The 12,321-nt window shown below is 57.7% G+C and carries 12 protein-coding genes; 10 read left to right on the top strand and 2 right to left on the bottom strand.

All coding sequences use genetic code 11. The features are described 5' to 3' along the window. Positions 1 to 2: 2 nt before the first annotated feature. The 5 genes from MPJ51_RS14100 to MPJ51_RS14120 all read left to right on the top strand — a co-directional run bounded on the left by MPJ51_RS14100 (position 3) and on the right by MPJ51_RS14120 (position 5,251). Positions 3 to 1,691, top strand: a complete 1,689-nt coding sequence (locus MPJ51_RS14100; protein WP_298387964.1) for a hydantoinase B/oxoprolinase family protein — start codon at positions 3 to 5, stop codon at positions 1,689 to 1,691. After that, positions 1,688 to 2,929, top strand: a complete 1,242-nt coding sequence (locus MPJ51_RS14105; protein ID WP_298387969.1) for an FAD-binding oxidoreductase — start codon at positions 1,688 to 1,690, stop codon at positions 2,927 to 2,929. Before MPJ51_RS14100 ends, MPJ51_RS14105 begins: the two co-directional genes overlap by 4 nt. A gap of 132 nt (positions 2,930 to 3,061) precedes the next feature. Then, the gene (locus MPJ51_RS14110) at positions 3,062 to 3,700 is read left to right on the top strand and encodes an urea carboxylase-associated family protein (protein WP_298387972.1); all 639 of its coding nucleotides are present in this window, start codon (positions 3,062 to 3,064) and stop codon (positions 3,698 to 3,700) included. 78 nt (positions 3,701 to 3,778) lie between these two features. Beyond that, positions 3,779 to 4,852: a helix-turn-helix domain-containing protein gene (locus tag MPJ51_RS14115; protein WP_298387975.1), complete on the top strand. Its 1,074-nt coding sequence runs from the start codon at positions 3,779 to 3,781 to the stop codon at positions 4,850 to 4,852. Beyond that, a complete protein-coding gene (locus MPJ51_RS14120; RefSeq protein ID WP_298387978.1) occupies positions 4,853 to 5,251 on the top strand; it encodes a cupin domain-containing protein in 399 nt (132 codons plus the stop codon). Between the two features lie 321 nt (positions 5,252 to 5,572). Here MPJ51_RS14120 and MPJ51_RS14125 read toward each other — a convergent pair whose 3' ends face one another. Continuing rightward, positions 5,573 to 6,475, bottom strand: a complete 903-nt coding sequence (locus MPJ51_RS14125; RefSeq protein WP_298387981.1) for a LysR substrate-binding domain-containing protein — start codon at positions 6,473 to 6,475, stop codon at positions 5,573 to 5,575. A gap of 171 nt (positions 6,476 to 6,646) precedes the next feature. On the opposite strand from MPJ51_RS14125, the gene ugpB reads away from it, so the two are divergent. The 5 genes from ugpB to MPJ51_RS14150 all read left to right on the top strand — a co-directional run bounded on the left by ugpB (position 6,647) and on the right by MPJ51_RS14150 (position 11,757). Continuing rightward, a complete protein-coding gene (ugpB, locus tag MPJ51_RS14130; RefSeq protein WP_298387984.1) occupies positions 6,647 to 7,957 on the top strand; it encodes a sn-glycerol-3-phosphate ABC transporter substrate-binding protein UgpB in 1,311 nt (436 codons plus the stop codon). A 61-nt stretch (positions 7,958 to 8,018) separates the two neighbouring features. Next, positions 8,019 to 8,900, top strand: a complete 882-nt coding sequence (ugpA, locus tag MPJ51_RS14135) for a sn-glycerol-3-phosphate ABC transporter permease UgpA (protein WP_298387988.1) — start codon at positions 8,019 to 8,021, stop codon at positions 8,898 to 8,900. 20 nt (positions 8,901 to 8,920) lie between these two features. Continuing rightward, positions 8,921 to 9,757 (top strand): sn-glycerol-3-phosphate ABC transporter permease UgpE, encoded by an 837-nt coding sequence (ugpE, locus tag MPJ51_RS14140; RefSeq protein WP_298388003.1) that lies wholly within the window; start codon positions 8,921 to 8,923, stop codon positions 9,755 to 9,757. A gap of 3 nt (positions 9,758 to 9,760) precedes the next feature. Beyond that, positions 9,761 to 10,816, top strand: a complete 1,056-nt coding sequence (ugpC, locus tag MPJ51_RS14145) for a sn-glycerol-3-phosphate ABC transporter ATP-binding protein UgpC (protein ID WP_298387992.1) — start codon at positions 9,761 to 9,763, stop codon at positions 10,814 to 10,816. Further along, positions 10,816 to 11,757: a glycerophosphodiester phosphodiesterase family protein gene (locus tag MPJ51_RS14150; RefSeq protein ID WP_298387995.1), complete on the top strand. Its 942-nt coding sequence runs from the start codon at positions 10,816 to 10,818 to the stop codon at positions 11,755 to 11,757. The genes ugpC and MPJ51_RS14150 overlap by 1 nt, the downstream gene beginning before the upstream one ends. Before the next feature lie 350 nt (positions 11,758 to 12,107). On the opposite strand, the gene MPJ51_RS14155 is transcribed toward MPJ51_RS14150, so the two are convergent. Continuing rightward, the coding region (locus MPJ51_RS14155; RefSeq protein ID WP_298387998.1) for a hypothetical protein at positions 12,108 to 12,321 on the bottom strand (214 nt) is incomplete at its 5' end.

Raw genomic sequence — 12,321 nt, forward strand, 5'->3', positions numbered from 1 at the left:
CCATGAGTGATATCAACGCAATCGACATGGAAGTGTTCAACAACCGCCTGCTGTCGATCACCGACGAGGTGATGAACACGCTGATCCGGTCCTCGTTTTCGACCAATATCAAGGAACGCAAGGACGCCTCGGTCGCGATCTTCGACAAGGAAGGGCGGCTGATCTGTCAGGCGCTTTATATCCCGATGCTGCTGTCGGGTGTCATGGGCGGGGTCGAGACGCTGATCGAAAAGCGCGGATTGGACAGCATTCGCGAGGGCGATGTGTTCATCTGCAACGATGTCTATCTGGCGGGCGGGTCGCATAACAACGACATCTCGATCATCACGCCGGTCTTCATCGACGGAAGCCTCGAATACTTCATCGGCAATATCGGGCATCATTCCGATGTGGGCGGTGTCATTCCCGGCTCGACCGATCATATCCTCACATCGGTCTTTGCCGAGGGCATCCGCATCCCCCATATGCGCATCCTGCGCGAGGGGCAGCTGGACGAGGATCTGCTGTACATGATCGCGGAAAACACCCGCGACCCGATGGAGCGGATTCTGGACCTGAAGGTTCAGATCGCCGCGAACGAACAGGGCGCGAATTCCTTGCGCAAACTGTCTGCGGAACATGGGCTGGACCGGGTGCAGCGATCGATGACCGATCTGCTGACCTATACCGAACGCCGCATGCGCCAGCGCCTGCGCGAGCTGCCGGATGGGGAATACACATCCGAGGTTTGGACCGATGACGAAGGCGTGCCGGGCGACCGAATCCCGATCCGCCTGACCGTGCGGATCAAGGATGGCGACGTGTCGCTGGATTTCACCGGCACCGGGGCGCAGGCCAAAGGCGCGATCAACATGGGTTATTACCCGGTGCTGGCGGCAGTGTTCTGCGGCATCAACATGATGGTGGACCCGTCGATCCCCGCCAATTACGGCATGTTCCAGCCGGTGCGCATAGACCTGCCCAAAGGCACGCTGGTGAACCCGGAATTCCCCGCCGCCATCGGCAACCGCGAATATTCGGCGCAGCGCGTGGTGCGCGCGATCACGCTGGCCTTTGCCGAAGCCCTGCCGCAGGACCGTGCGGTGGCTCCGTCAGCGGACATCAACACCGGCATGGCATTTTACGGCAAACGCCGCAACGGCGAGCCCTTTGTCTATGTCGAGGCGGTCGCGGGCGGTGTAGGTGCGACGCTCTACAAGGACGGGATGCATGGCACTCAGGTCGGCATCACCAACACCTCGAACACGCCCGCCGAACCGCTGGAGATCGAGTTCCCGCTGATCGTGCGCGAATACGGGTTGGCACAGGACACCGCTGGCCCGGGGCGCACGCAGGGCGGGGCGGCGATCATTCGCGATATCGGCTCGCTGGTCGATGGCGTCTCGGTTTCGACCAAAGCAGATGGCAAACGCAGCCCCGCGCCGGGGATTTTCGGCGGCGGCGAGGGCGGCCGCGCCAGTCTGGAATACCATCTGGCCGATGGCACGGTGGAAGAGATCGACATGTTTATCGTCGACCGGATCATGAAAAAGGGGGAAGCGGCCCGTCTGATCTCACCCGGTGGGGCGGGGTTTGGCGATCCCGGGGAACGCACGGCTGAGGACGTCGCCCGATCTGTTCGCGATGGATTCATCAGCGAAGACTTCGCCGCCGCGCACTATCCGCATGCCCGCACAAAGGCCGCCGAATGACAGCCAAATTCGACACCATCATCGTGGGCGGTGGCATTGTCGGCGCAACGGCGGCCTATTATCTGGCCAAGGCGGGCAAGCGTGTCGCGCTGTTCGAAAAGGGCCGGATCGCGGGTGAACAGTCCAGCCGCAACTGGGGCGCGGTGCGGGTGCAGGGGCGCGATCCGTCTCAGGTGCCGATGATGCTGGACTGTCTGGATATCTGGCGCGGGATCGAGGCCGAGCTGGGCGAGGATATCGACTGGCGGCAGAACGGTCAGATGCGGGTGGGCTATAGCGACGCCGATGTCGGGCGGATGGAGGCCGTGGTCGATCAGGCGCGCGAACTGGGCTATGGTTCACGGCTGTTGACCCGGGCTGAGACCGAGGCGCTGCTGCCCCATTTCAACGGCGACGGTATGAAGGCGGCGCTCTACAACCCCGATGACGGCTGCGCCGAGCCGGAAAAAGCCGCCCCCGCCTTTGCCCGGGGTGCCGCGCGTCTGGGGGCCGAGATACATGATTTCACCGCTGTGACCTCGGTCGAAGCCTCGGGCGGTCAGGTGTCCGGCGTCTGGACCGAAAAGGGGCTGTACGAGGCCGAGACCGTGATCCTCGCCTCGGGGGCCTGGACGCGGCTGCTGCTGAAACCGCTGGGTGTGTCGCATCCATCCTTGTGGATCAGAGGCTCGGTCGCACGCACCGCGCCGGTCCCGATTGAGATGCGGCAGATGGTGGTTTGGGGTCGGACCGCCTATCGCCAGTTGCCGGATGGGCGGGTGAACATCGCGGTCAGCGAAGATGGCTTTCACGACCTGATGATCGACAGCCTGTTCTACGGGTTCAAATTCCTGCCGCTGGCGGTCAAGAATTGGCGGAACCTGCGGCTGAACCTTGGGCGCACCATGGTGCAGAACCTGATGGGCGACTACGCAGATTTCACCACCCATCGCACGCTGGACCCGCGCCCCGACTGGCGTGGGCTGGAAAGGGCGCGCAAGCTGTTCCAGCAGGATTACCCGGCAGCGGGTGAGTTGCGCTATGAACGCGCCTGGGCCGGGCAGATCGACTATATGCCCGACGAGCTACCGGTGATCGATCAGGCGCACAACCTGCCGGGCCTGTTCATCGCCGCCGGTCTGAGTGGAAACGGTTTTGGCATTGGCCCCGTCGTCGGGCGCATATTGCGCGACCTGATCGTGAACGGGCAGAGCAAATACGATCTGACGCCATTTTCCATGCAACGGTTTGGCAGGTGATCAGATGTTTAAATCTCAGCTAAAAAATTCGCCCCCGGCACCCTGTGCGCAAAACGGTCTGCGTCTCAAGGCGCAGAGTTTTTTCTTGTTCGCGCGAACGGCGATCCACCAGAGTTGTGGGACACGAATCAAGTGTTCTGGAACTGCAACAGGAAGCACATGAAGCCTATGGAAAAAGTAACCGTTCCGGCCAAACAGGGCCGCGCCTTTCGATTGAACGCGGGGCAATCCATAACCATTGAAACGCCAAAGGGCTCTCAGGCCGCGGATTTTTTCGCGTTTAATGCCGAGAATGTTGGCGAATGGCTTTCGGCCAACCACACCTGGGTCACCACGTTCAACGTCAAACCTCGTCAGGGCGATCAGCTCTTGTCCAGGTTCCGCCGGCCAATGCTTGAATTTGAAAAAGACGGGGCCGAGGGTACGCATGATATGATGATCGCGGCTTGTGACCAGTTTCGGTACGAATTCTTCGGCCATGAAGGCCACCACCCAAGCTGTAGTGAGAACCTGCATCTGGCGATGCGGCGGATCGGCTATCAGATTGACGTCGTGCCCCAGCCGGTGAATTTCTTCACCAATACGGCCGTATTGGAAGACGGGTCGTTCGTCTCGCCCCCCAATACCGTGGCACCAGGGAGTTTTGTAACGCTCAAGGCCCTGATGGATGTGATTTGTGTCGTGTCGGCCTGCCCGTTCGACCTGCCCGTGGATGGCTGGCCAATCAATTCGGACAGTGGCCCGTCAGAGCTTGTCGTCAGCGTCCAGTGACACAACGGGGACTGGCGTTCAGGGGGCATGGGTCCTGCAAAGGCTCTGAAACCGATGGATTGTCCAACAGGCGAATGTATGGAAAACCTCGACCGCAAGAAGATCGTTATCGACGTCGTTCTGGCGGACGGGTTTTCTATGCTCACCACGATGCTGATCCTCGAAGCCTTCCGCTTTGCCAACCTGACCCTGCGCCGACCGGCCATCGACTGGCGGATACGGGGCATCCAAAGCGGGGCACCCAAAGCCAGCAACGGGTTCACCCTGCAATCCCACAGCCGGTTTTCAGATACGGAAACCCCGGCGGATGTGGTGGTGCTGAACGCGTCCTACTTTCCCGATGAAGCCGCCTCGCCCGCGTTCTTTGCCTGGCTGCGCGCTGCCCATCGTCAGGGTTCCTGGCTGTTGGCGCTTGACACGGCTCCCCGCCTTCTGGCCGGGGCCGGACTTCTGGATGGGCGCGCCGCAACCATCCATTGGGAGGAGTTGGACAGCGTCCGCGCCCTGTTTCCCAAGGCCGAATTCAACGGCACCGATTTTGAGCAAAGCGGCCGGATCTTCACCTGTTCGGGCGGGATGGCGGTGCTGGATATGGCGCTGAGTTTTCTGGCCCAGCTATTTGACGCGCAATTGGCAAGAGGTGTGCGCCAATGTTTCTTTCTCAACGAGGGGCGGGATCTGGTTGCAGCGCGAAATGCCAAACTGTCCCGCGCAATCGAGATCATGTCGGCCCATATCGCAGCGCCGCTTGCGCTGGGGCAAATCGCCAAGCAGGCGCATTTTTCCGAACGTCAGATGAACCGCGCTTTTGCCACAGAATTTGATACCACCCCGGGCCAGTTCTACACCGCGATGCGGCTTAACAAGGCGCAATCGCTGGTGCTGAACACCCGGTTTCAGATCGCCGAAATCGGATACACCTGCGGCTATGCCACGCCGTCATGGTTCATCAAATCCTATCGCACGTTCTTTGGCATTACCCCGAACGAAGAACGCCTCCGCCAAGAGGCTGGAAGGGAACAGGCGCAAAACCGGCTTGTCTTGTTCTTTCAGCCCAACTCCACGCTTTCGGTAGGGCTCAGCCCTCAGCAGCCGAGCCTATCCCCCAATGTCCCGGTCACGTCAGATCAGGCCAAATCAAAGGAACCCTAAATGTCAGACCTCATTCGCGTCATCCGCTTGTCCCCCGACGGCGACCCGCAAACCGGCTTTACCCCGTGGGAGCCGATTGCCCATGAAAACGTCACCGTGCCGGGTGGGCAGGATCGCCGCCACCGGTTTTACGTGGGCGACCGCAAGATGCCAGGCCAGATCCGCGTCGGTATCTGGGAGGCCACGGCCTATACCGAGCGTCTGGAAAACTACCCCAAGGACGAATTCATGTACGTGATTGAAGGGTCCTGCATCATCATTGAAGAAGATGGCAATGAAGAGCGGTTTGAAGCCGGAGAAAGCTTCTTCATGCCCGCCGGTTTCAACGGGTACTGGAAACAGGATGAGCCGATGAAGAAATACTTCATGGTGTTCGATGCGTATGACAGCGGAGACTAAAATCAAAGGAAGAGCGGAGTATCCAGCGGTGATCGGTTTGTCATTTCATTGATCCGAGAGTCGGATGTGCATCAGGAACACTTCGCGCTCTGATGTTACATCCAGCTTTTGATAGATTTTTGAGGCGGTTTTTACCGTGCCGACCGTATTTCCCGACCTCTCGGATATACTGCTGGACGGGTGGTCTTTCAGGATCAGAAAGTCGACCTAAACCACCTCATCGGTGCTGACGTTAAACAATCACTACCAGGTGCTGATCGGTGAGGTGCGCCTGCGGTTGCGTGGCTTTGCAACAAAACCCGCTTGTGGTCATTGACGGGCTCACTCAGCCTGGAATGGCCGCAGGCTTTCCTGAAACTGTTCGATGAATTCCAGCGTCACCAGTGACGGCTGCTTCAAAATCGGGCGTACAAGCGAGAGTGTGTGTGACAAGAATGGCTTGAACGGCCGATAGCTCAGACCCCGCGCTGTGTATTGGATGGCGTCCAACTCGCTGACCACAGAAACCCCGACACCCTTCACCGCCAATTCACAAGCCGCGGTGAACTGTCTGACTTCGATGTGTGAATTCAGTTCGACTTTGGCGTTTTGAAACGCTTTTGAAAGACGTCCGAAGAAATCGCTGTCGCGTCTTGTGTGAATAATTTTGGCATCTGCGATATCCGCCGGTGTTACTTCGGAAAGGCGTTCCAAATCATGGCCAGCAGGAAACACGCAAACCGTGCGGACGTCGATATTCCTGCTTTCAACAGCAGGATGACCGTTGAAGCTGTCGGTGATTCCGAAGTCATATTGTTCTCCGATCATCCATTCGAGGATGCGTTCGGGTCTGTCCGGTTCAATCGTCAGCGTGACACCCGGTCGATCTTTCAGAAATCTGGCGACAACATCAGGTAGATGGCTGGTGGCAAATCCGGGCAAACAGGCAACACGGATATGCCCCGCTTTGCGCTTTGTGATGTCCTGACTGACATCAGAGATTTGCCGCATCAGTTCAAGAACACGTTCGACGCTGGGCAACAGGTAACGAACCTCCTGCGTGGGCACCAATCGGCCCTCGCGGCGGTCAAAAAGCTGAAACCCAAGTGATTTTTCAAGATCCGAAAGCAACCTGCTGACAGCGGGCTGGCTGACCCCCAGATCGTTCGCGGCGGCTGTGACCGAGCCGTTGGTGGTTACGGCCATAAGGGCTTCCATTTGCCGGACTCTAAGAATTTGACTCATTGCTGATCCTGGTTTGCTGCCCATTCCATAACATTGTGTTATTTTTTTATCCACCAGATAGAGCTTGAATTATATTTTTGTAACGCTAACGTCGTGAAATCGTCATGTGTGCCGTTTACGCGTAGCCGTCGGTATTCAACGAAGCATCAAACCTGATGCATGGGAGGAATCATGAATAAGAATCTGCTAGGCGCTCTCGCCGTAACAACTGCCTTGTCCCCGGTGGCGGCAATGGCGCAAACCGAAGTTCAGTTCTGGCATGCCTTCACCGGTCGACTGGGCGAGCTTGTGAAAGCTCAGGTCGAAGAGTTTAACGCCAGCCAGGACGAATTCGTCGTGGTCGAAAGCCACAAGGGCAACTATTCGGAAACCCTGAATGCGGGGATTGCCGCGTTCCGGGCCGGTGAACAGCCACACATCCTGATGGTGTTCGAAGTGGGCACCGCGACGATGATGTCGGCAGAAGGTGCGATCAAACCGGTTTACGAAGTGATGGCCGAAAGCGGCGCGTCCTTTGATCCCGATGCTTATATCGGGGCGGTAAAAGGCTATTATACGACCACGGATGGGGACATGCTGTCTCTGCCGTTCAACTCATCCACGCCGGTTCTGTGGGTCAATCGTGACGCGTTCGAAGCGGCAGGCGTCGACCCCGACACCGATCTTTCCACATGGGAGAATGTGGGCGAAGTCCTGGACCAGCTGAAGGCCGGGGGCGAAGACTGCCCGCTGGTCACCGCATGGCAAAGCTGGATTCATCTTGAGAATCTGTCGGCCTACCACGACGTGCCATTTGCCTCGAAGGATAACGGTTTTGCCGGTCTGGACACCGAACTGATGCTGAACGGGCCGACACAGGTTGCACACCTGACGGCGATGGGTGACTGGGCCAAGGGTGGCAAGTTCATCTACACTGGTCGCAGAAACGAAGGTGGCGCGAATTTCCGGGCCGGTGAATGCGCGCTGTTTACCGAAAGCTCGGCGGGATACGCTGGTATCAAGGCGGAAGCCGAGTTTGATTTCGATGTGCGTGCGCTGCCGTATTGGGCGGGCGTCATCAGCGAGCCGCAGAACACCATTATCGGGGGCGCATCCCTTTGGGTGATGGAAGGTCACGACCCCGAAGCGTACAAGGGTGTTGGCGAGTTTCTGAGCTTCCTGTCGTCTTCGGGCGTTCAGGCGGATTGGCATCAGAATACCGGCTACCTGCCGATCACAGCCGAAGCGGGTGTCGAGACACGCAATGCCGGATTCTATGAAGAAAACCCCGGCACCGATATCGCCGTGATCCAGATGACAGCCAAAGAGCCGACTGCAAATTCCAAGGGTCTGCGTCTGGGATCGTTTGACCAAATTCGCGGCATCATCGATGAAGAGCTTGAGGCCGTCTGGTCCGGTGAGAAGACCGCTCAGGAAGCGATGGACAGCGCGAAAGAGCGCGGTGACGCGCTGCTGCGCCGGTTCGAATCCGCCAATCAATAAGTCGTAATTCGGTGCGGGCCCTTTCGGGGCCCGCATTTTCTTTCTTCGGTGGGCTATCAGGATGGAAAAACGCGTCACCTTTCGCGGCTGGCTTTTGCCATTGGTGCTGATCGCCCCGCAGGTCATCATTTCCGCCGTTTTCTTCTTCTACCCCGCCGGTCAGGCCGTTTGGCAATCTCTGTTCATACCCGACCCCTTTGGGTTGTCGTCCCAATTCGTGGGGCTGGGTAACTTTGAATTCCTGCTAAGCGACAAGTTCTACCGCGCTTCTTTCGTGACAACGGCGGTGTTTTCAACGCTCGTGACACTTTGTTCAATGATCCCGGCCCTGTTCCTTGCGGTCATTGCAGACCGGCTGATCAAAGGATCGGGTGTTTATCGGACGTTACTGATCTGGCCCTACGCCGTTGCCCCGGCTGTTGCGGGCGTGCTGTGGCTGTTCATGTTCAACACCCGCGTTGGCGTCGTGTCGTGGTACCTCGGCCAGCTTGGCTATGACTGGAACCATGTTTTGAACGGGACCGAGGCCATGGGGCTGGTTGTTGTCGCCTCGGCCTGGGGGCGCATCAGCTATAACTTCCTGTTTTTCTTCGCGGCATTGCAGTCGGTGCCACGGTCGGTGATCGAGGCTGCCGCGATTGACGGCGCACGCTTCTGGCGCCGGTTCTTCACCATCGTGCTGCCCTTGCTGTCTCCGACAGCGTTCTTCCTGCTGGTGGTGAATGTGGTCTACGCCTTCTTCGAAACCTTCGGCGTGATCCACACGATCACCGGCGGAGGGCCGCAACAGGCAACCACAATTCTGGTCTACAAGGTCTTCTCGGACGGGTTTGTCGGGCAGGACCTTGGTTCATCCTCGGCGCAATCGGTCATCCTGCTGATCGTGGTCGGCCTGCTGACCGTCATCCAGTTCAAATACGTGGAAAAGAGGGTGCATTACTGATGGCAGCCCAACAACACGGAATGGTCGAGAAACGTGGCGCCGGGATTTGGCTGACGCACGCCTTCATGATCCTGGGCGTTCTGATCATCTTTTTCCCGATCTGGCTGGCCTTTGTCGCTTCGACCGTCACACAGGCAGATATCGTTTCGCCGCCCATGCCGGTGATGCCAGGCGATCAGTTCTGGGTGAACTATAAAGCGGCGTTGTTTTCCGGCATCAACGTGCCCGTTGCGACGATGCTGTTCAACAGTCTGGTGATGGCCATCGGCATTGCCGTGGGCAAGATCGTCATCTCTCTGCTGTCGGCCTTTGCGATTGTCTATTTCCGCTTTCCCGGGCGGACGACGTTTTTCTGGCTGATCTTCTTGACCCTCATGCTGCCGGTCGAGGTACGCATCGTGCCGACATTCGAGGTCGTGGCCGGGTTCGGCATGCTCAACAGCTATTACGGGCTGATCTTCCCCCTGATTGCGTCAGCCACGGCCACCTTCCTGTTCCGCCAGTTCTTTCTGACGATCCCGGATGAACTGGCCGAGGCCGCCCGCGTGGATGGCGCGCGGCCCATGCGGTTTTTCATCGACATTGTGGTGCCGATGAGCCGAACCAACATCGCCGCACTGTTCGTGATCCTGTTCATCTATGGCTGGAACCAATACCTCTGGCCGCTGCTGATCACCACCGATCCGGAAATGAACACCATCGTGATGGGCATCAAGCAAATGTTCCCGTCCGGCGATGATTTTGCCCATTGGCCGACGATCATGGCGACATCCATTCTGGCCATGATCCCGCCGGTCATTGTGGTGGTGTCGATGCAAAAGCTCTTTGTCCGCGGCCTTGTCGATAGCGAGAAGTAGGAAATGGCAACAGTAACCTTAGAGAACGTCAAAAAGAGTTTTGGCCCGACGGACGTCATCCATGGCATCGACATCAACATTGCGGATGGTGAGTTCATCGTGATCGTTGGACCTTCGGGATGCGGGAAATCCACGTTGCTGCGGATGGTGGCTGGCCTTGAAACCGTGACGTCGGGCGAAATCCGGATCGGTGAGGAACGCGCCAACGACAAAGAGCCGATGGACCGGGACATCGCGATGGTGTTCCAGAACTATGCGCTGTACCCGCATATGTCAGTGCGGCAGAACATGGGGTATGGCCTGAAGATCGCCGGTTTGCCCAAGGCCCAGATCGAGCAAAAGGTCGTCGAAGCGGCAAAGCTGTTGCAGCTTGAACCTCTGCTGGATCGCAAGCCCAGACAACTATCAGGTGGTCAGCGTCAGAGGGTTGCGATGGGGCGGGCTATTGTTCGCGAACCGGCCGTCTTCCTGTTTGATGAGCCGCTGTCGAACCTCGATGCCAAGCTTCGGGTCCAGATGCGTCTGGAAATTCGCGAGTTGCAGGAAAAACTGGGGATCACCGCACTGTATGTGACCCACGATCAGGTCGAGGCCATGACGATGGCGGACAGGATGATAGTGATGAACGGTGGCATCGCTGAACAAATTGGCACTCCGCTTGAAGTCTATGAAACCCCCAAAACGCTGTTTGCGGCTCAGTTCATCGGCAGCCCCGCAATGAATGTGTTTGATGCCCAACGTGAGAAAGGGGTGATCAAGGTCGGCGACATTGAGGTTGGCGCGTCTGCGGGCCCTGATACCGCGTTGAAGCTGGGGATGCGGCCAGAGCATCTTTTGCTGGATGACAATGGTCCCCTGGAAGCTGAGATTCAGATGGCGGAACCGCTGGGTGCAAACACATTGCTGCATGGCCAGCTTGTGGGCTCGGGCAGAGCGATCACCATAAGCCTTCCCGGCGTTCACCCAATCGAAGGTCAGCATCCGAATATGCGGTTTTCAGTCGCCTCAGAGCACATGCATTTGTTTGACCACTCGACCGGTGAAAGGCTGGAAGGCTAATGGCGTTTCCACAGGTTGAAGCCTTTCGTGGCGGTGAAAACCTGATCCGGGTAGTGGGCCATCGGGGGGCACGGGGTGTGCTGCCTGAAAACAGCATGCTTGGTTTTGACTTTTCGCTCTCCATCGGCGTTCCGCTGCTTGAGTTTGATGTTGTCCTGACCGCCGATGACATACCGGTCATTACCCACAACCATCGGCTGCACGCCCCAAGCTTTCGGGACGCAGATGGCCGGTTCCTGAGCGGAGAAGAGCCAAAGGTTTCCTCACTGACCTTCGAGCAGATCAGGCAATTTGATATCGGCCGGTTGGATGGGCATTCCGCTTATGGTCAACGCTTCCCTGATCAGGCCCAACTGGACGGTGTGCGTGTCCCAAGGTTGAAGGACCTGCTGGATTTGGTGGCTGATCCAAAATACGGCGACGCCTATCTGATGCTGGAACTGAAGTCGGATCCTGATATGGCTCATGATGCGGTCTATCGAGAGAACCTCGTCGGGCGAATTCTTCAGGAGGTTCGCGCCAAAGGCCTGTCATCGCGCGCGGTACTGCATAGTTTTGACTGGAACCTGTTAGAGGAATGTCAGCGGCAGGCCCCCGATATGCCTTCATCCTACCTTACCCAGCTTCCGGAAAACGCAGACGAAGTTGGCGAGGATTCCTCGAAATCCGTTAGCCCTGACTTTCGGGGTCGTCCCGATGAAATCCCATCGATGGTTAAGCGAGCCGGCGGTTTACTTTGGTGCCCATACTATGCGGATTTGACAGCAGAAAACATGGCGCGCGCAAAAGAGTTGGGCTTGTGTGTTGCCGTATGGACGGTCAATGAGCATGAAGATATTGCCAGGATGATCGACCTGCGCGTGGATGCCATTGTAACTGACTACCCTGGGCGAGTTCAAAGGCGTCTTTCGGATTTAGGCATGCGTTGGCATGTCGAATAGAAGATAGTTTGCGCCTGTTTTCGCGAGACGGTCGCGTCGAGATTGATAACAACAAATTAGAAAACACAATTCGGCCCATCTTTCAGTTGTGTAAAGCTTCGCTGCCCAATAAGCGTTGCATGTAACCCCGCACGTGCCTGTTGCTGGCGCGCGAGTTGAACAACAGCGCCTTGTTGTCCGAGCTGTCGATTTCAATTTCGACGCCCCGCACGCATCGTCGCAATATCTACGTCAAGACGGGATCGCCGTCTCAACCCGAATTGATCCATGATTTGCTGACCCCAATGGTCAAGCGGCAATCCCTAACTGTGGGTAGCGAATATGTCGCCTGAGGGCGTCACCGTCGAAGGTTATGAGAACTTCACTGGTCGCGATACAGGCCGGGCCAAGAGCATCGTAGGGGACGCGCTGAAAAAACGGCGCTTGCGCCGATCCTGCGCGAGACCGTTGCCGAAGAGGCTAAGCTTTACAGCGATGAGGTCAGCCACGATACGAAGATCGGCAAAGTATTCGCAACACATGGGCCGAAGCGGTGTTAATCCAGCCACCGCTTCGGCGGAGTTC

It is taken from the genome of Ruegeria sp. (assembly GCF_028066395.1).
Classification (GTDB): domain Bacteria; phylum Pseudomonadota; class Alphaproteobacteria; order Rhodobacterales; family Rhodobacteraceae; genus Ruegeria.